A 23003-nucleotide genomic window follows, 5' to 3' on the forward strand; every position below is an offset into this window, starting at 1 on the left:
AAAAATTAAAACAGCAGATTACACAGGTTTTTTAGTAATTCTTAATGGTAGTTTTATTTCCGCCCTTGTGTGAGGGACTTGCAGATTCTAGTCTGTCCTTAATTATTGCGTATTAATTTAATTCAGTAATAATGCTACTACGTAAAATATAGGACGTATCCTAAGTAACTGAAATGGCAGTAATTTTTAGAAATACAGGTAATACTGAAATCAAGTATCTTGTTCCAAGTAGGATGAGAATGTATTGGCAAGAATAGCGGCTTGAGTGCGATCGCGCAAATTTAATCGGTTTAAAATATTGGTGACATGATTTTTGACTGTTCCCTCAGATATGTAGAGTTCCTGGGCGATTTCTCGATTACTAGCACCTGTAGCAATTAACCGCAAAACCTCTTTCTCTCTGGGTGTCAGTTCAGCTAAACTCGGTGGTACAGATGTTGTCGGCTTGGATAAACTGGAAGGAAATTGAGTCAACAGTTTTTTAACTATTTCTGGATCTAGTTGAGAATAGCCTTTATCAACAGCGCGAATGGCAACAGCTAACTCTTCTGAGGGTGTATCTTTGAGTAAATAACCCATTGCACCATTCTGTAAAACTGCTTTCACATATTCATCATCGTCAAAAGTTGTCAATACTAAAACTTTAGTATTAGGAAAGCGTTTTTGAATTTCTTTTGTAGCTGCAACTCCATCCATGATCGGCATTCTGATATCCATTAAAACTACATCTGGCTGTAATTGTTCAACCAAATTAATGGCATTTTCACCATTTTCTGCTTCTCCAACTATTTCTAAATCGACTTCTAATTCTAATAATGCTCTTAAACCTTGACGAATTAAACTTTGGTCATCTACAAGTAAGACTTTAATCATTATTTTGACCGAGATAAGGGAATATCAACTATTATTTGACAACCAGAACCATGAGCGCTGTTAATTGTAAATTCTCCTCCCAGTGATAAAGTGCGATCGCGCATACTTTGTAAACCAAAGCCAGTAGTATTTTGTTGTACATCAAAACCTCTACCATTATCTTCAACTATTAGTTTTAAAGCTGCTGTTGTTGTAATTAATTCTAATTTAACTTCGGAAGCTTGTGCATATTTAGAAATATTCGTCAATGATTCTTGAATAATGCGATAAATGGGGTTAATTATTTCACTATGCAAGGGAAATTCTAGGAAAATATTGCACTTGATTAAAACATTATTTGAGCGTTGAAACTCATCCGCCAAAATACCAATTGCCTGTTCTAAAGATTGCTCTTGTAAAGGGTGTGAACGCATTTTGGAAACCGAGTGACGTACATCTTGCAATGCTTTTGACCCTAGCTCTTTAGCTGTTGCTAAGAATGTCAAAGCTCTAGGTATATCAGACTTTGCTAGCTTTAAAGCAGTTTCTAATTGTAGATTTAAAGCAGTTAGAGAATGTCCCAAGGAATCATGAATTTCCCTAGCAATGCGATTACGTTCTTCTAGGGTAGCTTGATTTTCAATTTTCAGAGCATATTGACGTAGTTTTTCATTAGCAATAGCTAGTTTTTCTCGACTTTGACGTTCAGATAATACTGCATTCATCAACAGCAAGACAAATACTAAACTTAACCCGAATAAAATTGTTAAACTAAAACTAAAAAACCGAAACCGTTCTTGAGCTAATGGAGATAATCTAAAAGGCGTTGAGCGATTATTAAGTGTGATCAAAAATAATATAAATGATGAAAAAGTTACAGTCAAACGTCCAGGTAACTGAAAAATCAAACAACTGCGAGTTACTAAAATGAGATAAAGAAAGGGAAAAAGTCTAGTAGTTTTACCACCGAAAAAGCCAATTATTAAAATTAGGACAACTTCACTAGCTGTATATATTACTTTAGAAAGATTATTATTCGTCGGTAATCTTAAGCCCATCAAGCCAAAAATAGCCAAGCTACAAATAGTCAATTCTGGGAAATGCACAGAAAATCGAGGCGATGGGGAGGGTATGATTACCATCAATACCGAAAGCCCCAGTAATGCCCACTCTAAATAAAGCAGAAAGCGAAAGGGATGATTATTAACCTGAATTGGGGGAGACATAAGTAGGTAGGCGTAAATAATTATCGTTGGGATCAGGCAGGGGGCTTTCTAGCAGGGAGCAGGGAGCAGGAGAGATAATTACGAATTACGAATTACGAATTACGAATTACGAATTACGAATTATTTGAGTTTGGTTTAATATATAAGTACACTTACTTTAATTTCTACTTTATAACTAGTCACCTTTGTCAGGACTAAAACATTACTTTAGTCATGGGTGTAGACGTGACTTTATCCTCATGTAGTTGCTGAGATAAATTCTTATGATAGTGACATCGAACTAAAAAAACACAAGCTTATTTATGAAACTCAAAACATTATCATTTATGGCTGCTGCGCTTGCGCTTACTGTAACTGCAATTCCCTTTGCAGCCCAAGCACAACAAACTCCCCCTTCAGGCCAACCAGGTAAACAATTTGCAGAAAAGGGTCCTTGGCAAAAGCTGGGACTAACTGAGGCACAAAAAACCGAAATGCAGAAAATTGGCCGTGATACACGCGCTGAAATTGACAAAGTTCTGACGACAGAACAAAAACAACAGCTAAAAGCAGCAATGGAAGCCCGTCGGAGTCAGTCTCCACAGCAAAGAGGTGAGCGTCAAGGTAAAAAAGAGCCTTTCGCTTCTCTAAATCTGACTGAAGCGCAGAAAACCCGAATCAGTGAAATCAAAAAGTCTTCAAAACAAAAAATGCAAGCAGTCCTAACTCCAGCACAGCGGGAACAACTCAAGCAAAGTTGGGAGAATAGACAATCGCGCCGTCAACAACGTAATTCCCAATAATATCGTGTCCCGTTGAATACTTACAGCAGGGAACAGGGAATAGGGAATAGGGTTGAAACTCTCTTTTTCTATGGCTTTGTTCTTAAATGACGATGAATGTAGAATCCCCGTGTCTTTAAACCGGGGAGTGTAAAATCGGTATCATTATCAGAACCGAGGAAAGCAGAATGTAGGGATTAGAGGAAGTTACGAAAATGCTTTCCATCCCAATTTCTGCACTTCAATGATTATTTAGGCGGCAATTTTTTTTGTTTTAAGGGAATAATAATCACAAATTCTGTGCCAATACCAGGTGCAGAAAGACATTTTAAATTACCTCCATGTTTTTCGGTAATAATTTTATAACTAATAGATAAGCCTAATCCTGTACCTTTCCCCACTGGTTTTGTAGTGAAAAATGGTTCAAATAAATGCTTCTGGACATTTTCATTAATGCCAGAACCATTATCTTTGATGCCAATTATTACTTCTTGGTCACTAGTAATTTCGGTATAAATCTCTATTTTGGGATTATCAATTGTTTTGCCATTGACCATTGACCATTGACCGGATACAGATGACTCATCTATAGCATCAATCCCATTAGCAATAATATTCATAAATACTTGATTGAGTTGTCCAGCGTAGCACTCTGCCAGCGGTAGATTAGCGTATTCTTTAATAATTTCAATTTCTGGACGGTTAGATGTAGCCTTGAGACGACTTTGTAAAATCATCAGTGTGCTATCAATACCTTCATGGATATTCACAGCTTTCATTTCTGCTTCATCCAAACGAGAAAAGTTTCGCAGAGATACGACGATTTCTTTAATTCTTTGTGCGCCAACATTCATTGAATTTAGTAATTTAGGCAAGTCCACCATGATAAAATCGAGATCGATAGTTTCAATTTCATTTTGTATTTCTGCATTCGGCTGGGGATAGTATTGCTGATAAAGTTGTATGAGTTTAATTAGATCTTGAATATATAAATTAGCTGGAGTGAGGTTGCCATAAATAAAGCTAACTGGGTTGTTGATTTCATGGGCTACACCTGCTACCAATTGTCCTAAACTTGACATTTTTTCACTTTGCACCAATTGAGTAGCTAATTGTTGTGCCTCTTGGCGTAATTGAGCTTCTGAATTTAGCAATATTTCTTCAGCTTGCTTGCGTTGGGTAATGTCATGGACAATGACTACATATTCTTGAAAATCGTGATGTGGTCGATCTGAGATGGAAACTTCCAAAGTTCTGATTTTCTGATAATCGCATAGAGTATGTTCCCCTCGTTTGTTCCATTGTTCTGGATATGCGGTTAATTCGGGCAGGAATTTTTGCAGGTGATGTCCCAATAATTGCGATGGATTACAACCAAAAAAATCTTCTGTTGCGGGGTTTGCTTGGCGGATAATACCCTGTTCATCTACTACTAAAATTCCATCTTGGGCAACAGTAAATAAGTGTTCTGCTGCTTCTCGTGCTTCTGCTAGAGCAACTACTTGGGGTAAACTTGTCCAACAAGCGATCGCAACTCCTACAAATGCTACTGTTATCAACAAAATAACAACCAGATTTTTCACGGTTGTGATCGGGGCCACATTCAATAACCAAACAAATAAGCAACCCACCAAAACAGCACCGCAGAGTAGAAACATTAATATCCCCACTTGTATAGCTAGGGGGTCTTTAATTGAGGTTTGCCGATGTGATTTATACAGCTTTATCCACCAATGGTAACGGAAAATAGGAATGGGAAGATAACGCACTAAGGCATCAATCAGCAATACAACAAAGGGCGCTAACAATCCTGCTAGAAAATCTTGCCAACCCCAAGCATAGGCAGTCACTAATAGAATTACGGCTTCTATGATAAAAAAGACTAAAGATAGTTTTGGCCACAATATATCTGGTTGATTTCGTTTTTTCCATAACCCTAAATGCATGAGCATGAACGCTAAAAACCAGGCTACATTTCCTACTATGACAATTTGAGATATGTCTCCCCAAAGAAAATAGATCATGCTGATGCATAAACTCAAAACCAGAGATGAACCAAATACCCCACGAGATGAAACTAGAGAAAAGACTGGTGCTAAGTGTTTATCTATAGCTAACTGGTAGATAATTCGGGGTGAATTAGAAATTGCGGTTGCTGAACCTAGTAAACAGCAACTAGTCAGTAAAAAAGTTACGGTTATCGGTCCAAAGTCTCCCCAAAATGATACCGATGCTACGGCAAAATTAAGATAAGGATTATCTTCTAGACCTTCAATGGTGCATAATCGGATAATTACCCAAGAACCACCGATAAAAATGGGCAGCATTAACCAAGCGGCTATGTCGAGAAAATTTAAAGTTTGTTTGGGGTGACGACTATCAGCTACAAATGATGAAACAGTTTCACAACTGTAGGTGGTATAGCTGAGGAAAAAGAACCACTTAGCCCAATCTATAAAATTTAACGATGTCCAATGCTGAGGAAAAAAGCTGGGACTATTGGGAGAGAAAACTAAAAAACCCAATCCTTGCAAACAGAATAATAAAAGCAAAAGTAAGGCAGGAAGTGAAAATAATAGATGTAAAATACTTAAGGCACGACTGCCACTAAAGGCCACAATAAAGGGTAATAAGGTAAAACCGAGTTTAAAAATTAGCGCTGGACAGGGAATACCCAGTACTTCTAGATTAGAAGTAATCATATTTGTGAGTACCACCGAGTTGAGTGGCACTACGGAAAGCCACGATATGAAATATCCAATGGCGGCATAGCGGGCAATAATGGGGTAGCCTTGCCACAAACGAGTGATGTAGTTAGGAGTTCCCCCAGCTACATTTAAAAAATTTCTACCTAGATGTTTGACTTGATAGTTGACTAACATCCCGACTATGACAGCGGGAACCCAAACGAAAATAGCTGCTGTTCCCAAATCCGCATGAATAGTTGGGACTAATGTTATCCAACTGAGATGGTTTGTAACACCAAAAGTCCAGGTTTCCAAAGTACTCATACTTCTTGGTAAGCTTTGGAATGCAAACTGATGATCAACTGGACTATGGGAACGTGACATAAATCTCCATTCTGTCTTAGGGTAAAAAAATCGGTAGGAGAAAAATTTCAAAACATGAGTGGTAAATTAATTGTATTTGAAGGAGTGGAAGGCTGTGGTAAAACTACTCAGATGGAGATGTGTAGTTTATGGCTAGAAAGTCAAGGCGTATCTGTGATTCTAACTCGTGAACCAGGGGGAACGGAGTTGGGTTCACATTTACGCCGACTATTACTGGAAAAATCAGAGGACAAGCCTGTTGGGGAAGTGACAGAATTACTGTTGTATGCTGCTGATAGGGCGCAACACATTGAACAGGAACTAAAGCCGAATTTAGCAGTAGGGAAATATATTTTGTGCGATCGCTATACTGACTCTACCATTGCTTATCAAGGTTATGGCAGGGGTTTAAGTATGAGTATAATTAATCAGCTTAATAACATTGCTACCGATGGTTTAGAAAGCGACTTGACTATTTGGCTAGATGTCGATGTCGAGGTGGGACTATCTCGCAAACGTGGTCAAGCTACACTAGACCGTATTGAACAGGAAACAATTGCTTTTCATCGTCGTGTACAACAAGGATATACAGAATTAGCTGCAACTTACCCATCAAGAATTTTCCGAGTAGATGGAAGTTTGAGTCAAGAAGTTGTCCAAAACATGATCCAGGAAATTTTAAAGGCGCGCTTGTTTAATTCGTAATTGAATACTAGAGGGGCGTTGCTGAGTGAATGTATGGAATTTGTCTCACGCAGAGACGCAGTGAACCAGCGCTACAGGAGGGTTTCCCTCCGCAGGCGACTGGTGTTCACCGAAGGTGTGCCGGAGGCATCACCCGAAGGGAGGCTCAGAGAGTAAGAGTTTGAGAGTACGAATTATGTTTTCACCATTAATAGGACAAAAACAAGCAATAGAATTATTAACCCAAGCTGTCAAGCAAAACCGAATTGCACCAGCTTATATGTTTGTTGGTTCTGAAGGTGTGGGAAGAAGTTTAGCCGCAAGATGTTTTATTGAATTGCTGTTTTCTAGTTCTGTAGAACCACATCAAATTCCCACTTTACAAAACCGTATCCGTCAAGGAAATCACCCGTCTTTGTTTTGGGTAGAACCAACTTACCAATATCAAGGACAACGACTCACAGCAGCAGAAGCAGCAGAGAAAGGAGTTAAACGGAAAGCACCTCCTGTAATTCGCCTAGAACAAATTCGGGAAATTACTCAATTTCTTTCCCGTCCACCTTTGGAAGCTTCTAGAAATGTGGTTGTATTAGAACAGGCGGAAACGATGGCGGAATCGGCTGCAAATGCTTTGTTGAAAACTTTAGAAGAACCTGGACAGGCGACATTAATTTTGATTGCACCTTCACCTGAATCTGTGTTACCAACTTTGGTATCACGCTGTCAAAAGATTCCTTTTTATCGTTTGGATAGGTCTGGGGTTGCTCAAGTATTGACACAAACAGGAAATGAAGAGATTTTGCAGCATCCAGAAGTCTTGAGTTTAGCTGCTGGTAGTCCAGGAAGTGCGATCGCATCTTATCAGCAATTACAAACAATTCCCAGTGAGTTACTCCAACAGGTAACAAAAACACCTACATCTTATCGCAATGCCTTGGAATTAGCCAAAAAAATTGATAAAGAATTAGATACAGAAGCCCAATTATGGTTAATTGATTATCTACAACAATCTTACTGGCAGCAAATACATCAACCAAGTATTATTGAACAATTAGAAAAAACTCGCAAAAATCTACTTTGTTATGCTCAACCCCGCTTAGTTTGGGAATGCACATTTTTGTCAATATTTCAGATGTCGCGTAGTTACACCAACCCTTAGTCTGTTTGTTTTTCTGTTAAGAGTTCCCTCTCTCGACGAATGAATTTAATTTTGTTTTTTACTTATATAGCCGTGGACAGGGTGGTTAGGACATCAATTGATAATGAAACTCCCACTACAAGCGGGTTTTACTCCTGACTCCTGACTCCTGACTCCTGACTCCTGCTATACAAACCCAGTCTTAAAAACTCGTCCAATTACTTCTTCTACAGGTGGTTCAGTTACTGTTAAATCAATAACTTCCAAATCAGCTAAAATTTGTGATACGGTGCTGGTAAGTGCCTCTCGCTGGACTATAAACCGCACGGCTCGACCTTCTAAAAGTTGGATATCACCATAGGACATAAGTTTTTCTGCTGGTAGTGCTTGAGCTAATTCGACATAGATTTCTCGGTAAGGGGCGAAGTTTTCCAATAGTCCATCTAAGCTACCATCATACATTAATTTTCCTTGGTGAATTACCAGCACTCTTTGGCATAAAGCTGTGATATCCGCCATGTAATGACTTGTTAATAATACAGTCGCTTGATAAAGCTGATTGTAATCTTTTAAAAAGTCGCGGACTCCAACTTGAGCATTTACATCTAATCCTAAAGTTGGCTCATCTAAAAATAAAACTTGGGGACGGTGTAAAAGTGCTGCTAACAGTTCGGCTTTCATCCGTTCACCTAATGAAAGTTTTCTGACTGGTTGGTTAAGCTTCCCTTCTAAAGAAAGCATTTCTGTTAATTCACCAACTCGACGATGAAATTCTTTATCAGAAATGTTGTAAACTGCGGCGTTAATTTTTAGAGAATCTAATGCGGGTAAATCCCAAATTAACTGCTGTTTTTGTCCCATCACTAAGGTGATTTTTTGCAAAAATGCTTCTTGACGACGAAAGGGAACTTGTCCAGCTACTCTGACTGTACCGCTAGAAGGATGAATTAGCCCTGTGAGCATTTTCAGGGTAGTGGTTTTACCAGCACCATTTGGTCCCAAAAAACCAACTACTTCACCGGGAGCAATTTCAAATGATACATCCTGAACTGCGTTAATGTGCCGATAGGTACGGTGAAAAAAGTGGGTGATGGTTCCACGAATACCCGGCTCTTTAATGGCTACTGGATAAGATTTACTCAGGTTTTCAGCGATGATAATTGACATAAAAAATTATTTCCTTCTACCTTATGCCTTCTGCTTTCTGATTTCTGCCTCCTACTAAGGATCGCACAGATGGTGTTCAGAAAGCTTCTCTCTAGTGGAATCATTTTTTACTAATTCTTGACGATGCTGTAAATAATCCCTCAGCCAATTATAAGTATAATTTAATTAATGACTTAAGAAGGTTGTGGGGTATCCCCATCAATAAAAGTAATATAGAAGTATCATTTATAACCTGGTTTATAATAACAAAATTTTGAACTCAAAATAGTGCGATCGCGCCCCACTTGCTTGGCTTGATATAGTGCTTGATCAGCTGCTTCAAATAATTCCTTTAAACCTAGAGAGGCTTGAGGGATAATACAGGCAATTCCTAAACTAATTGTTACCTTAGCTACATTTATTTCTTGACTATATTTAGTGAAGCTAGGAATTTTAATGTGCCATAATTTGACTTTTTCTCTAATTTCTTCCGCAATTATTATCGCTCCTTTAGCGTCAGTCTGTGGTAAAATTACAACAAATTCTTCACCACCATAACGAGCAACTAAATCATCTGCTCGTTTGATTACTGAATTAATTGCTTGAGCAACTTGACTTAAACAATCATCTCCAGCTTGATGTCCATAGGTATCATTAAAAAGTTTAAATTTATCTATATCTGCTAATATCAAGGCTATGGGTTCTTGGGTACTTTCCATTCTTTCCCATTCTAATTGGAAGCGATTATCAAAATACCTCCGGTTAGCAATTTGAGTCAGTTTATCAATATTCACTAAAATTTTTAATTTTTCATTTTCTTCTTCTAGTTTTGCTAAACGAATATAAGTATTATTTTCTGCTATTAAGTTTTCTTTTTGAAAAAATAAACGATACATTTCACAAGCAGGTTGAAAATTATCACTTCCTAATTTTTTAATAAGTCCCAAACTATCTAATTTATAAATTAAATTCGCAGATATATGGGTGGATTTTTGGGAATTTATAATTTGATCAAAAGCTTTAGATAATTCTTTATTACTTTGTAATATCGTCAATAAATACCTTAAATGATTACTATAAATGCCGTTGTGGCTGATAGCAGTTGCTAGTAGTTCTGGAAAAGAAATTTTTTGTTGCTGGAGATGATATAAACTTAGATGAATTAAATAAGGATGTCCACCAACAAGCTCCATTAATTGTTTTACTGCACTACTATCAAACCAATTCAGTTCGTGTCGTCTAGCAAATTCTGTTACTTGCTCTGCATTAAATTCTGGTATTTTTAAGCATAACCCCACATTAAAGGGAGATTGATTTACATTTAAAGGAATATAAACTTCTGTAGAGTGAATTACTACCAGACGCAATTTTTGCCAAATTTTAGTTTGTTTGGCTTTTTCATGCCAACTTCTTAACAAAGGCAAAAAATCCTTAGCAATTTGCAGATGTTCAAAAATATAATTGACTTCATTCAGAACTAACACTAATGGACTCTGAATGTGTTTTAATAAATATCCCTCAAAATAAACTGAAGCACTAACTTTACTCCCGATGTCCTCATCCCAATAATCGTTTAGATTTGGTGTAAGGGACAACTGACGAGCAATATTAATACAAAACCAGCGCAAAAATTTGTCAAGACTAGTAAAAATTTGGCTATCTGCCTGTTGAAAATCTATACTCACTATTAGGTATCCTTGATTCATGGCTTGGTGAATTAACCGTAACATCAAGGAACTTTTGCCCATATTGCAAGATGCTCTAATGCGTAGTAATCCCCCAGGTTTGCTCAACTCTTTATAAGCATCACTTTCAATTGGAGGACGTTCAATGTAAAATCGGGAATTGAATGGCAGCGGATCACCAGGTAAAGGGATATTTTCCTCCATTTGGAATATACCTTGTTGATTTAACATGAATATTTGTTTGTCAACTGAAATTAATGTGATATTACATCCATCAATTCAAAATAATTACAGCAGAATTCAGGAGTCAGGAGTCAGGAGTCAGGAGTAAAACTGGCTTGGTGTATAGGTTTCAATTTTGATTCTGTACCTCATTGATCTGCAATCTGCTGTATTTAGGTATAATTATCTAAGTAATCTGAGCTTATGTTAGCCCCTTGTGAAAATTATATATAAAAGTTAACATTTGCCATCTGGTATTGCCCACCGTAGCTAAGTTAATTAAGTTACCTTAAACGTCCTGAGCGCAAAATACTAATAATTAACCACAAGCCTAACAAACTAGCCGCAGCAAATAGAACATTACTAACAAATGATAACTGAGATGTTTGAGCTTGACTAGAAATAATAGCTGCACCCATAATCAGGGAACCTACTAATATACTAAAAGAAAGCCGGTTAGCGACATCATCCATTGTCCGGCGCATACCGTCTAAACCCTGAAGTGATAAGTTCCACTGAAAGGTTTCTGATGTTACACGGTCTAAGAATAGTTCAATTTGGCGGGGAGATTGTAAAGAGAGACTTTTGATATCTAAAGCGGTGCGTAAGAGCGATCGCACTGGATTATCTCCCAATAACTGCTGACGAAACAAGTCTGTGATTAATGGCTTAATTTCATCAAATAAATTCACTTCTGGGTTAAAGGTACGCGCTACCCCTTCTAAATTTGCTAAGGTTTTAGCATACAAGCCCATATTGCTAGGTAAGCGAATTTTATTATTGCGGGCAATTTGTAAAATTTCATAAATTATCTGACTGAAATTGATATCAGTCAAGCTGGCATTGTAGTATTTTCGCAACATCCGGTCATAATCATTTTCTAACCGGGACAAAATGACTGGTTGAGCAGAATCTGAAAGTTGTAAAGTTAACTGAGCGCACCTCTGAGCATCTAAATCTACAATTGCTAACAACATTTCTGTTAAGATTTGCTGGGTGCGGGGATCAAGTCTGCCCACCATACCACAGTCTAACAGCGCCACACGTCCTGATGTGAGATAAAACAAGTTACCTGGATGGGGATCAGCGTGAAAAAAGCCATCAATATATAGTTGCTGAAAAAATACTCTAAATAATAAGGTAGTGATCGCCGTTCGTTTGGCGACAGCATCTTTAGGATCTTCCTTGCTTAAATCGGCTGACAGCAGGGGAACCCCATCTAGCCACTCCATCACCAATAATTTTTCTGTTGTCAAATCCCAGTCAATTTCTGCAACTACTATTTGTGTGGGATCATACCAACGACTTTGGGATAAGTTACGCCGTAGTTGGTCTGTAAAACCTGCTTCTCGTGTAAAGTCTAATTCAGCTTCTAGGGCTTTAGTAAATTCTTCAGCAGTGGATTTGATGTCGTAATTTTGGCCAAAATCAGTCCGCGCGACTAAATCCGCGATCCCTTGAATTAAAGCAATATCTTGAGCAATCGTCGCATCGATTCCCGGACGTTGGACTTTAAGAGCAACTTCCCTTCCGTCTGCTAAAGTGGCGCGATGGGTTTGAGCAATTGATCCCGCCGCTACTGGGACATGATTAATTGTGTTGAAGGTTTCTTCTAGTGGGCGTTTTAGCTGTTTACGGATCACTACTTCTACTTCAGACCAAGGAACTGGCGGTACTTCGTCTTGAAGAGTTGAGAGTTCTTCAATGTAACCAGCGCTAAGTAAATCTGGACGGGTAGAAAGTAGCTGTCCGAGTTTGACATAAACTGGCCCCAAATCCACCAAGATGTTTTTTAAGACCGCAGGTGTAGGTAGTTGGGGTTGATCAGCTTTACCACCGGTGAGCAACCTTCGCATATAGTCCCAGCCGTTGCGGAGGACTACTTCAATAATTTCTCGTTGTCGGGGAACAGTTTGGGTTAGGAACATTTTTTGGGAAATGAAGACAAAAAATTAAAGATTAAAAATTAAAACTTAAAAATTTCAAAAAAACTCTTGCCTACTGGTTTTTTACCCATTATCTTTGATTAAGAAATATGTTTTTGTTTAACAAAAAGTGAATTTCATAGTGATCCCCAAGATTCAAGGCTCAAAGTTGTTGCTTAAGCTAAATGTCACAGAATACTATAGACAATCTAGTTATAATTGGGAACAAGACTTTTGAGCCTCTACCAAGGGTGTTAACTTTTACAATAGGTTAGTAAACCGGGGATCACTTTGCAGGATTTTGAGGATCTGCTTAATTTCTTGGGTACGTTCCTTTTTTACTATCAGGGTAACATTGCGATCGCGCACAATGACCACATCATCTAGCCCAATAGTCACAACTACATCATCTGGATTGGAGGCATAAATAATCGCTCCCTCAGTATCTAGTCCTACATGAGTAGCTAATTCAACATTAGGATGATTTTCTTTTTTGAGTAAGCGTTCGATCGCATTCCAATCGCCTAAATCATCCCAACCAAATTCCACTGGTAAAACATATGCTAGACTTGTTTTTTCCATCAACGCGTAATCTATACTTTTTTTAGGCAACCGGGGGTATATATCAGGGCCTTGTTGCTCTAAGGGTTCGATAATTTCTGAGGCATGGGTACGCAGTTCTTCCAGAACGACTCCAGCCCGGAAGACGAACATACCACTATTCCAGCTAAATTGTCCCGTAGATAAAAAAGTTTCTGCCGTTTCCCGGTTGGGCTTTTCAGTAAAGCGGTTGACGTGATAAGCTGGCAACGCATTAAAGCTACCAATCTTTTCACCTTGTTCAATGTAGCCGTAACCAGTTGATGGGAAAGTAGGCTTGATCCCCAACGTGACAATCGCTGCTGTGCTAGTCGCAAGCTCGGTAGCTGCACTCAAGGTATGTACAAACGCATCTTGATCAGCAATCCAGTGGTCAGCAGGGAAAAAGCCAATTACAGCATCTTCTCCGTAACGCTTTTTAATTTCCAAACTTGTCCAAGCAACGGCAGCAGCTGTATCCCTACCTTCTGATTCGATCAGCAAATTTTGCTCTGGTAGATTGGGTAGTTGTTCTCGTACTCCTTGAGCTATTTGACTAGAAGTAATTACCCACAGGTGATCCCAACCACCTGCAAGTGTTAGTAGTCGATCAGCAGTTCCTTGGAGTAAGCTTCTAGAACTACCATCGAGACTTAAAAATTGCTTGGGTCGGTTGCGGCGACTGAGAGGCCAAAAACGCTCACCTTTGCCGCCGGCAAGAATTACAGGGATCAGTAAACTATTCATGTTGTCATATACACCTGTTGCAGAACAATACAAGTGTACATTCATTCAATTTTGGTTGGGATAGTGTTTTTTAAATGTTTTATTTATCACCTAGTTAAAACTAAGAGGGCTACCGTACCCAAAAAATCTAAACTCGGCTTTTCGGAAATCTAAAATTCTTACAGATACATATTACTCTGGCAAAATTTGTAGCTTGGATTAACATACCTTTAGGGAGTGGTTGAGTGGGGAGAGAATTGTGATAAAACAAGTTCAATGGTCGGAAAATCAAGTTATACCTCAGCAAGTACCAGCTTTAGATCCAGGAGTGCGATCGCCACAATTTCCACGGACAGAAAATCAGGTCATACCTCAACAAGTCCCAGAATCAGAGGCAGAGGCAATCCCAAAGCCGCCAATAAATGATTCTCGGAATGTCATCGATTCAGTGGGTGCGCTTCCTAACCAGATATATGAGCGGTTGGGTTTGACGATGCCCCACTGGCTACTGTGGATATTAACCTTTGTTTTAGGGATCATTTTATCCGGGTTGCTAGTATCAAGTTTAGCACTTTGGACTCCTCTGTGGAGTAATTTAGATCAGGTCAAAGATGATGATTTTGCCTCTAATACTAAAGATCAGGTAAAAGTACCTGGGTCTTTATGGAGTACACTCTCCAATCACCACCATAAGTACCAACTAACAAAACCCATGAACATTTTAGTTATGGGTATTGAACCAGTTAAGGGTACTGTTGATGGCTCCCCAGAAAGTTTTGCCGGTAGCAGCGATACGATGTTACTAATACGGCTAAATCCCAGCGATCAATCTATTCGCGTGCTTTCAATTCCCAGAGGGACGATGATCTCGATCCCCGAACAGGGACTAACTCAGGTATCTGAAGCTAATGCCAAAGGTGGTCCAGTATTAGCCGCACGGGTAGTTAGCCGCACCTTGAACAATGCGCCCATTGATCGCTATATTCGCATCTCTACTAGTGGACTGAGACAATTAGTTGATCAGTTGGGTGGGGTAGATGTATTTGTACCCCAAGAGATGAATTATAAAGATCAAGCAGGTGGTTTATCGGTAAATTTAGTCAGTGGTTGGCAGACTCTTAATGGTGAACAAGCCGAATTATTTGCCAGATTTAGGGAAACAGGTTTAGGGGATCTACCACGAGTGCAGCGACAACAAGCACTCATAACCGCTTTGCTGCAACAAATGAATAGTCCCACAGTTTTACCCAGGTTGCCCCAATTAACTCGCATTATGCGAAAGTATTTTGACACCAACCTGAAAATGCAAGAAATGATGGCGTTGGCTCATTTTGCCGAGAAGGTAGAGCGGGATAATTTTCAATTAACCATGTTACCAGGTACATTCAGCAAATTCAGTAAAGACCCCAATAGCTATTGGCTGAATATGAATGGACAACAAAGCTTATTGAATGATTATGTTGGGGTGAATGTACCCGGTCTGAAGCCAGATTTAAGACCTGTGTATCGCCTCAAAATTGCTATTCAAAATGCTTCCAATCAACCTCAGTTAACGGAACAAGTTATTACCTATCTCAAACAAAAAGGTTTTACAAATATTTACACCGTTCCTGATTGGCCTGATACCCAACGTCAAACTCAAATAATTGTCCAGAAAGGAACTCATCAAACAGGAGTTGACTTACAACAAGTCTTAGGCTTGGGTCAAATCGACGTGTCAGCAACTGGAGATTTAGAATCTGACTTGACAATTCGGATTGGTAAAGATTGGAAATAGTCATTGGTTATTGGTCATTAGTCATTAGTCATTGGTCATTGGTGATTGGTCATTGGTCATTGGTGATTGGTCATTGGTCATTGGTCATTGGTCATTGGTCATTGGTCATTGGTCATTGGTCATTGGTCATTGGTCATTGGTCATTGGTCATTGGCAAAAAAAAGTAATAGTAAGGGTTTAGCATTGCGCTTTACCCCTACAAAAGAAAATTAATAAACTTATGAAAAAGATTTTGTTGAGATTATTAAGTTTAATATTGATTTTGATGTTGGCTTTATTCTGGGTAATTATTAATCCCAAACCTGCTTTTGCTCAAGTCAACACCATCAACTATAACAACGCCTCTTTAGAAAATGGTGATTTTTCTCATGCTGATTTAGTAGGTGGGACTTTTGTCGCAGCCGAAATGCGAGGGGCAAATTTTCAAGGTGCGAATTTAACTAACGCGATTTTAACTAAAGGCGTTTTGTTAAAAGCAAATTTAGCAGATGCAAATTTAACAGGTGCTTTAGTTGATAGAGTGACCTTGGATGGTGCTAATCTGAAGAATGCCATTTTCACAGAAGCAACTTTAACCCGGAGTCGTTTTTATGACGCGGATATCACAGGTGCTGATTTTACTGATGCTTTGATTGACCGTTATCAAGTATCCTTATTGTGTGAACGGGCAGATGGTGTTAATCCTGTAACTGGTATTTCTACACGGGATAGTTTGGGTTGTAGGGAATAGAGTATGTTAGCGTTCGTGTAACACATCAAAATCTGGGAATCAGTGCATTACGCTGTCGCTCTAGCGCAGCCATGCCCGTAGGGCTATACGCACCCTACGACTGAGGTACTTAAATATGGATAGTAAATATCTTCCCTTACAAGCTATATTATTGGTTACCAACTTGTGGTTATATTGGTATTTTATAAAGGGTAAGACGATCAAAGTTGATGAGCAAACACAAGCTAAATTGGACTTTACTATTCAACCCAAGTTACTTCGGTTTATTGGTTTGTTTATTGGACAAATAGCAATAATTGGCTTATATTCTATCTTGATCGGTACACCTATCACACAGCTTAATTGTGACCGTGTTCCACAAAATATAGATATTCCAATTATTGATAAAAGCACTGAGCAGAAGACATCATCACTTATATGTCAATTGATAGAATTAGATTGGTTTAGTCATGAAAGAAGCCAGAAACATATTTCTGAATTAATTGGAGCTAATTTGGAAAAACAAAGTGAGACTGATAGCGATGGAAAAATTTACTATGAATATCGAATTCAGTTAATCACCAATACAGAAAGTGTTCCTTTTACACAAGCATACAGAGCTGGTAGCTTTAGTTATGAAGAGTTAAAGTCAATAATATCACAAATTAATAATTTTTTGGCGCAGCCATCAGAAAAGAAATTAATAGTTCAGAAAGATGATAGATCAATTATAGTTGCAATAACAGTATTTTTTAGTTTATTAGCTCTAATAATAATAGGAGCAGGTTTATTTATTAGCTGCAATTTAAATAAAGAAGCAAATAGCCTAATTCTGAGCCGCTACCGATGGTTTGGAATATTTGGCAAGGGTTTTTCTCAGTACTCATTAAATGAAATTGTTAATATTAAAGTTGAAAGTTCTGATTCTGATGAAGGTAGATTTACTTATCGAGTGATTTTAATTTTAGAATCAGGAGAAATTGTACCTTTAAGTCATGTCTATAGTTCTGGGTTTGAAGAGAAACAACAAATAGTTAATATTGTCAAAAGTTTTCTCAGTCAAAAATAGTACCTGTTTTCCCTATAACCAAAATAGGATAGCCGCAGTAGTCAGCATTGCTCATCAGATGCTAAATTACTAACTTAACTTATCAAAATTTACCTGACAGATGTTAAGATTTCAGGTTAAATATTCTTAGATATACACTCTGCAAGAGTTTTCGGGTATTATTAGTGACACAATCAGAACAAAAACCTTCTCGTTCTTTCGCGGGCATTGCTGGTATTGTTGCCGCAGCGACGTTAATTAGTAAAATCTTTGGTTTAGTAAGACAACAAGCCATAGCAGCTGCTTTCGGTGTTGGTGCTGCTGCTACTGCTTACAGTTACGCCTATATTATCCCCGGCTTTTTGTTAATTTTACTAGGTGGTGTCAATGGTCCTCTTCATAGTGCCATTGTTAGCGTTTTAGCCAAGCGCAAACGGGAAGAAGCCGCACCTTTAGTAGAAACGGTGACAACCATCGTCGGTGGGTTGCTGTTGGTGGTGACAGTTGCTCAGATTTTCTTGGCAGAACCAATCATTGATATAGTTGGGTATGGGTTAGAGCCTACCACGAGAGAAATTGCAATTCGTCAATTGCAAATAATGGCTCCCATGGCCTTATTCGCCGGTTTAATTGGCATTGGTTTTGGTACTCTCAACGCCGCCAATCAATATTGGTTACTATCAATTAGTCCTTTATTATCTAGTATTACCGTAGTTATAGGTATTGGTATTTTAACTTTGCAATATGGCAAAGATATCATCAAGCCAGAATATGCTTTAATCGGTGGCATGGTGTTAGCTTGGGGAACTTTAGCCGGAGCAGTTTTGCAATGGGCAGTACAATTAATTGTTCAATGGCGGTTAGGTTTAGGAACATTAAAACTGAGATTTGATTTTAAATCTCCCGCAGTTCAAGAAGTAATTAAAATCATGACTCCGGCAACAATTTCTTCAGGAATGATGCCGATTAATGTTGCCACAGATTTATATTTTGCCAGTCCAATTAAAGGTGCAGCAGCAGGTTTTAACTATGCTAATTTATTAGTACAAACTCCGTTAGGAATTATTTCTAATATCATTTTACTGCCATTATTACCCATATTTGCAAAATTAGCAGAACCAGAAAACTGGCTAGATTTAAAATTACGCATTCGTCAAGGACTTTTACTTACTGCTGTGACGATGCTACCTTTGGGTGCGTTAATGATAGCTTTATCTGAGCCAATTGTGCAGGTAATTTATCAACGGGGAGCATTTAAACAAGAAGCTACACAGTTAGTTTCTTCTCTGTTAGTTGCTTATGGAATTGGGATGTTTGTCTATTTGGCGCGTGATGTTTTAGTCAGAGTATTTTATGCTTTAGGTGATGGACAAACACCTTTTAGAATTAGCATTTTTAATATTTTACTCAATGTTGGTTTAGATTTTATTTTGGTTAAGCCTTTTGGCGCTCCTGGTTTGGTGTTAGCAACAGTGGGAGTAAATTGTAGCTCAATATTAATGTTATTGTGGTTGCTAAATCGTAAATTGAACGGTTTACCTTTGCGGGAATGGAGTTTACCAATTCTGGGTTTAACTGCGGGTAGTGTGGTTGCTGGTGTTGCAAGTTATGGGACTTTGGTTGCTTGTCAGCAGGTTTTGGGAAATAAGGGTTTAGTTATTTTGTTGGTTGAGTTGTCTATTTCTGGTTTGGTAGGAATTGGGGTGTTTGCTGTTTTTGCAGCTTGGTTGAGAATACCGGAGGTTAATAGTTTTGTGGTGAAGATGCGGCAGAAGTTTTTGAAGAGGTAGGTTTTATTTTTTATTCATCAGGAGGTTGTACATATCGGGAATTAGACCTTTGTCATCGCTAAATAATTGACATAAATATTTAATTTCATCTTTGACAAAAGCCATGTTTCCTGTAGCTAGAATTTTATTGTATGTAATTTGAATGGTTTTAAGAGGATATGCAAGAATAGCATGATCTGGATCAAATAAATATAAATTTAGAGGATCGCTTAAATATTCATGTATTACTCTTCTCAATCCAAAATTGATAATTTTTTCAAAGTGTTTAGGTACTTGAGGTTCATAAAATTTAGCATTTTTATAATTTGCTTGTTCTCGTTTTTCCATTAACCATTCCAAAGGTTCTTGTAATTCAATTTGCTGAGAAACTAATAGAGGTTCTATATTGGTTTTTATAAAAGTATCAATTACTAGCTTATGTGTTCCCGGAATTTTCGCTTTCTTAGGAGTTGATGATACTTGTGCATTCACGGTGAAGGGTATAGTTTTAGTAGGCGAACTTTTTACATAAAATATACAAATATCATTCATAGCTAAGAGAGACCTAAGCGCATAAAAAGTAGCATAATATAATTTGACAGTCGCCCATGTTAACAAATTTCTATTGATGCCAAAAGTTGCATCACCTAGAGAAACTATAGATGAATATAGATAACTGATAGCATCGTTTTTTAAACACCTAGACAAGCCAGATGCTTGTGATTGATTGAGAGAATGTTGTTCAACTGTTGCAACTGACGAATTACCAGAAAATATTGTTTGAGTTAAATATCTTTGTGCTTGATGAGTCACTTAAATTAAATTTCTATTCTTTTAGTAGGCTCATTGATAGGATTGAAAATAGTAACCAGCTTTTCATAAACATACTTCTGAGCAGATGTACCACCCATACCAGTCACTTCTGATTGAAGTATAAGATTATCTGAAGTAAAATTTAAAGCATCTTGAATGGTTTCTATCTTAAAAGATGATTTGCTATTACAGTACAGTATCATTTTTAGGTGTAAAAACTCCATAGCACCAGCAAACCCTGAAGCATAAAGAAATACATTGTCTTTACGATCCCAAGCTTTTGCGTATTTTTCACGAATTGCTTTCATAAAATTCATGATGATACGCTTTTGTGTTTCAAGTTCAAATATACCAATCTGTTCAAAACGCCCCTTTTCTTCTACTAAAGGTTTAATAGACGTGATAGCAGTTGATAATGCAATTCCTCCCTTACGTTTTGCTGCTCCAGGAAATTTAATTTGATCATAAAAAGGAGAATCTTCAGTTTCATTTAAATAAATTGCTATATCTCTAGCCCTTAGCGCATAAGGATCTATAGCTGATTCACTGGCGATACCATATAAATCAAAAACTAAACTGGGCGGTACAGTTTTTTGTTCAGTGTTAATTGCTAGAAATATATCTGCACATTCTTTAGTAGTTAAATGCTCATATATAGCTACAGGAATTTCTAACTCAGCTATATTTTCACGCTCATTAATTGCGCTTTTAATACCTGCAAGCCTATGCTGCCCGTCTATAATTTGGGCTGAACGTGATACATTAGCAAAAGAAATACTTTGATGTTGCTTTTGTAATGGATTTTTATCACTCACCCAGTTAAGAATTATAGCTCCTGGATAATCGCCACCTTCTAAAGTAAAATCTTTAATGCTTTCAATTCTTTTAGGATTAAGTAAGCGTTGTACTGCACCTGGTTCATCATCTTTTCCACGCACGGAGGCATAGCTAATATTAACCAGTATTCCTGCTGGCAATTTAGTTAATATCAATTTTCTATTTATCTGGGTAACTTCCAAGTATGGAAAATTTTCTAATTCCATTTCTAACTGTAATTAATGTATTGACAATCTATTTTATTTTACACCTAATTCCTCGCATATCGAATTAAGTAAAAATTTTTATGATCAAGCTATTTGGTAAATTGCAGGTTGATATTTAGGTTCAGGAATTGGTTTACCTTCTAATTTTGCAGTTTCTAGCCATGCTACTTTTCCTTTTAAGGCTTCGCATAATGCTTCTTCTTCTGTTAAACCAAATGCAGAACAGTATTTTAAATCAGGAATATCGGCTATATAACCATCATCTTCTTGACTGTAGAAGGTATTAATATGATAGCGTGTCATGCTTTATCTAATCTCTTCACAACTCACAACTACTCAACCCAGTTTTCTAATGACAGCGTAGAAATGCGGGAAAACTCTCTCACATTGTTAGTAACCAGGGTAACTCCTAAACTCAAAGCATGAGCAGCAATTAGCATATCCATTGCACCAATAACGATTCCTTGACTTTCTAAATTACTTCTGATTTCACCATAAATTGTTGCAGATGATTGATTGAATTCCACAATCTGTAGAGGTAGGAGAAATTGCAGCAATGCAGTACGATTTTTTTCTTGTTGTTGACTTTTCGCTACTCCATATTCAAGTTCAGCAACTGTAATAGAAGAGATTCCGATATCTGAAATTTGCAAACTTTGAAATTTATCCAGCACCTTTTGAGGCTTTTGTTTGATAATGTAAATACAAATATTGGTATCAAGTAGATATCGCATTTAAAAATTATCTCTGCTATCAAGATGCGGTTGTTCTCTGGTAGTCATAAAATCATCAGAGAAGTTATCTAAACTATCAATTAGAGATTGCCACGGGTTATCTTTGGCAATGAGAACAATAGCATTACCAATCTTTTTGATATAAACTTCAGTACCTGTGAGTTGAAAGTCTTCTGGCAAAATTACGACTTGATGAGTGCCGTCAGTGCTGAGTTTAGCAATGTTCATAGTTTTGATATCCTTGCTTTTAATTTCTAAATTACTTGCTTTGTAAATCACTTATTATTGTGCTGCAAATTGGAAACTAAATTGACTTTGCATAATGATAACATTTAAATATGATACAATATTACTAATATCACAATAATTAACTCCCTGTTGATATTATGCAAACACAAACCCGGTACTACACCCCAGAAGAATATCTAGAACTAGAAGAGAAAGCAGAATATAAAAGTGAATACCGCGACGGAGACATTGTACCCATGACTGGAGGAACAACAAATCATAATAAAATTGCAGGTAACTTTTATGCTTATCTGAAATTTGCTTTAAAAAAGAAAAGTTATGATGTTTATATTGGTGATGTGCGGTTGTGGATACCGCGTTATCGTCAATATACATACCCTGATGTGATGGTAATTCAAGGAGAACCTATTTACACGGGAGCAAATACAACTACCGTGATGAATCCTTTATTAATTGCTGAAGTTTCATCTAAATCAACTAGCAATTATGACCAAAGCGATAAATTTCTTTATTATCGCTCAATACCTGAATTTAAACAATATATTTTAATTAATCAATATCATGTTATGCAGTATGTAAAAACAGATGATGGTAAATGGATATTCACGGAATATGAATCTGAATCGGATATTTTAAAACTGCAAACAGTTGATTTTCAAATTGATTTTAATGATTTGTATGAGCAGGTGAATTTTAAACAAAGCAGTGAGGAATAATTAACTAATAAAAGATTAATCAATGTCGCTATGTCATTAACTGTTTACAAATTAACACTTTTTTTATTTTCAGGATGATAACTGTTTATACCCTAAAAGACTGAGATTTGAACTTTTACAAGATTACGAAAAAACCTAAACGTGTCGTAGG

Annotated in this window: 21 protein-coding genes; 9 read left to right on the forward strand and 12 right to left on the reverse strand. The window is 37.5% G+C overall.

Going from position 1 to position 23003, the window contains the following annotated elements; translation table 11 throughout:
• Positions 1 to 210 precede the first annotated feature (210 nt).
• Positions 211 to 873: a response regulator gene (locus tag H6G68_RS01800; RefSeq protein ID WP_190905055.1), complete on the reverse strand. Its 663-nt coding sequence runs from the start codon at positions 871 to 873 to the stop codon at positions 211 to 213.
• Positions 873 to 2078 (reverse strand): sensor histidine kinase, encoded by a 1206-nt coding sequence (locus H6G68_RS01805; protein WP_190905056.1) that lies wholly within the window; start codon positions 2076 to 2078, stop codon positions 873 to 875. Before H6G68_RS01805 ends, H6G68_RS01800 begins: the two co-directional genes overlap by 1 nt.
• 302 nt (positions 2079 to 2380) lie before the next feature.
• Between H6G68_RS01805 and H6G68_RS01810 the strand changes: the two genes are divergently transcribed.
• Positions 2381 to 2860 (forward strand): P pilus assembly/Cpx signaling pathway, periplasmic inhibitor/zinc-resistance associated protein, encoded by a 480-nt coding sequence (locus H6G68_RS01810; RefSeq protein ID WP_190905057.1) that lies wholly within the window; start codon positions 2381 to 2383, stop codon positions 2858 to 2860.
• A 227-nt stretch (positions 2861 to 3087) separates the two neighbouring features.
• On the opposite strand, the gene H6G68_RS01815 is transcribed toward H6G68_RS01810, so the two are convergent.
• Positions 3088 to 5910: an ATP-binding protein gene (locus tag H6G68_RS01815; protein WP_190905058.1), complete on the reverse strand. Its 2823-nt coding sequence runs from the start codon at positions 5908 to 5910 to the stop codon at positions 3088 to 3090.
• 54 nt (positions 5911 to 5964) lie between these two features.
• On the opposite strand from H6G68_RS01815, the gene tmk reads away from it, so the two are divergent.
• A complete protein-coding gene (gene tmk, locus H6G68_RS01820) occupies positions 5965 to 6594 on the forward strand; it encodes a dTMP kinase (protein WP_190905059.1) in 630 nt (209 codons plus the stop codon).
• Positions 6595 to 6769: 175 nt separating this feature from the next.
• Positions 6770 to 7732 carry a DNA polymerase III subunit delta' gene (gene holB / locus H6G68_RS01825; protein ID WP_190905060.1) on the forward strand — a complete coding sequence of 321 codons (963 nt, stop codon included), beginning with the start codon at positions 6770 to 6772 and terminating at the stop codon, positions 7730 to 7732.
• A gap of 165 nt (positions 7733 to 7897) precedes the next feature.
• Here the strand turns inward: holB and H6G68_RS01830 are convergent, their stop codons facing one another.
• From H6G68_RS01830 to H6G68_RS01845, 4 genes are all read right to left on the reverse strand, one after another.
• Positions 7898 to 8878 (reverse strand): ABC transporter ATP-binding protein, encoded by a 981-nt coding sequence (locus H6G68_RS01830; RefSeq protein ID WP_190905061.1) that lies wholly within the window; start codon positions 8876 to 8878, stop codon positions 7898 to 7900.
• 221 nt (positions 8879 to 9099) lie between these two features.
• Positions 9100 to 10773 (reverse strand): AAA-like domain-containing protein, encoded by a 1674-nt coding sequence (locus H6G68_RS01835; RefSeq protein WP_242045100.1) that lies wholly within the window; start codon positions 10771 to 10773, stop codon positions 9100 to 9102.
• A gap of 275 nt (positions 10774 to 11048) precedes the next feature.
• Positions 11049 to 12692: an ABC1 kinase family protein gene (locus H6G68_RS01840; protein WP_190905062.1), complete on the reverse strand. Its 1644-nt coding sequence runs from the start codon at positions 12690 to 12692 to the stop codon at positions 11049 to 11051.
• Positions 12693 to 12950: 258 nt separating this feature from the next.
• Complete coding sequence (locus H6G68_RS01845) at positions 12951 to 14015, reverse strand: mannose-1-phosphate guanylyltransferase (protein ID WP_190905107.1); 1065 nt, start codon at positions 14013 to 14015, stop codon at positions 12951 to 12953.
• 238 nt (positions 14016 to 14253) lie between these two features.
• Here H6G68_RS01845 and H6G68_RS01850 point away from each other — a divergent pair, with 238 nt between their 5' ends.
• The 5 genes from H6G68_RS01850 (at position 14254) to murJ (ending at position 19318) form a co-directional block, all read left to right on the forward strand.
• Positions 14254 to 15771, forward strand: coding sequence for an LCP family glycopolymer transferase (locus H6G68_RS01850; protein ID WP_190905063.1), 1518 nt, complete (start codon positions 14254 to 14256; stop codon positions 15769 to 15771).
• The gene (locus H6G68_RS01855) at positions 15762 to 15938 is read left to right on the forward strand and encodes a hypothetical protein (protein WP_190905109.1); all 177 of its coding nucleotides are present in this window, start codon (positions 15762 to 15764) and stop codon (positions 15936 to 15938) included. The genes H6G68_RS01850 and H6G68_RS01855 overlap by 10 nt, the downstream gene beginning before the upstream one ends.
• Before the next feature lie 53 nt (positions 15939 to 15991).
• Entirely contained in the window at positions 15992 to 16501 is a 510-nt protein-coding gene (locus H6G68_RS01860) for a pentapeptide repeat-containing protein (protein WP_190905064.1), read from the forward strand.
• A gap of 115 nt (positions 16502 to 16616) precedes the next feature.
• Positions 16617 to 17549 (forward strand): hypothetical protein, encoded by a 933-nt coding sequence (locus H6G68_RS01865; protein ID WP_190905065.1) that lies wholly within the window; start codon positions 16617 to 16619, stop codon positions 17547 to 17549.
• A 164-nt stretch (positions 17550 to 17713) separates the two neighbouring features.
• Positions 17714 to 19318 (forward strand): murein biosynthesis integral membrane protein MurJ, encoded by a 1605-nt coding sequence (gene murJ, locus H6G68_RS01870; RefSeq protein WP_190905066.1) that lies wholly within the window; start codon positions 17714 to 17716, stop codon positions 19316 to 19318.
• Between the two features lie 3 nt (positions 19319 to 19321).
• On the opposite strand, the gene H6G68_RS01875 is transcribed toward murJ, so the two are convergent.
• The 5 genes from H6G68_RS01875 to H6G68_RS01895 form a co-directional block, all read right to left on the reverse strand.
• On the reverse strand, positions 19322 to 20110 hold the full coding sequence (locus tag H6G68_RS01875) for a hypothetical protein (protein ID WP_190905067.1): 789 nt from the start codon (positions 20108 to 20110) through the stop codon (positions 19322 to 19324).
• Positions 20111 to 20115: 5 nt separating this feature from the next.
• Positions 20116 to 21153, reverse strand: a complete 1038-nt coding sequence (locus tag H6G68_RS01880; RefSeq protein ID WP_190905068.1) for a DGQHR domain-containing protein — start codon at positions 21151 to 21153, stop codon at positions 20116 to 20118.
• A gap of 84 nt (positions 21154 to 21237) precedes the next feature.
• Positions 21238 to 21456 carry a type II toxin-antitoxin system HicB family antitoxin gene (locus tag H6G68_RS01885; RefSeq protein ID WP_190905069.1) on the reverse strand — a complete coding sequence of 73 codons (219 nt, stop codon included), beginning with the start codon at positions 21454 to 21456 and terminating at the stop codon, positions 21238 to 21240.
• A gap of 29 nt (positions 21457 to 21485) precedes the next feature.
• Positions 21486 to 21887, reverse strand: coding sequence for a type II toxin-antitoxin system tRNA(fMet)-specific endonuclease VapC (vapC, locus tag H6G68_RS01890; RefSeq protein ID WP_190905070.1), 402 nt, complete (start codon positions 21885 to 21887; stop codon positions 21486 to 21488).
• A complete protein-coding gene (locus tag H6G68_RS01895; protein ID WP_190905071.1) occupies positions 21888 to 22115 on the reverse strand; it encodes an antitoxin in 228 nt (75 codons plus the stop codon).
• Positions 22116 to 22273: 158 nt separating this feature from the next.
• Here H6G68_RS01895 and H6G68_RS01900 point away from each other — a divergent pair, with 158 nt between their 5' ends.
• A complete protein-coding gene (locus tag H6G68_RS01900; RefSeq protein WP_190905072.1) occupies positions 22274 to 22852 on the forward strand; it encodes a Uma2 family endonuclease in 579 nt (192 codons plus the stop codon).
• The last annotated feature ends 151 nt before the right edge of the window (positions 22853 to 23003 follow it).

This window comes from Anabaena catenula FACHB-362, from assembly GCF_014698735.1.
GTDB lineage: Bacteria > Cyanobacteriota > Cyanobacteriia > Cyanobacteriales > Nostocaceae > Anabaena > Anabaena variabilis_A.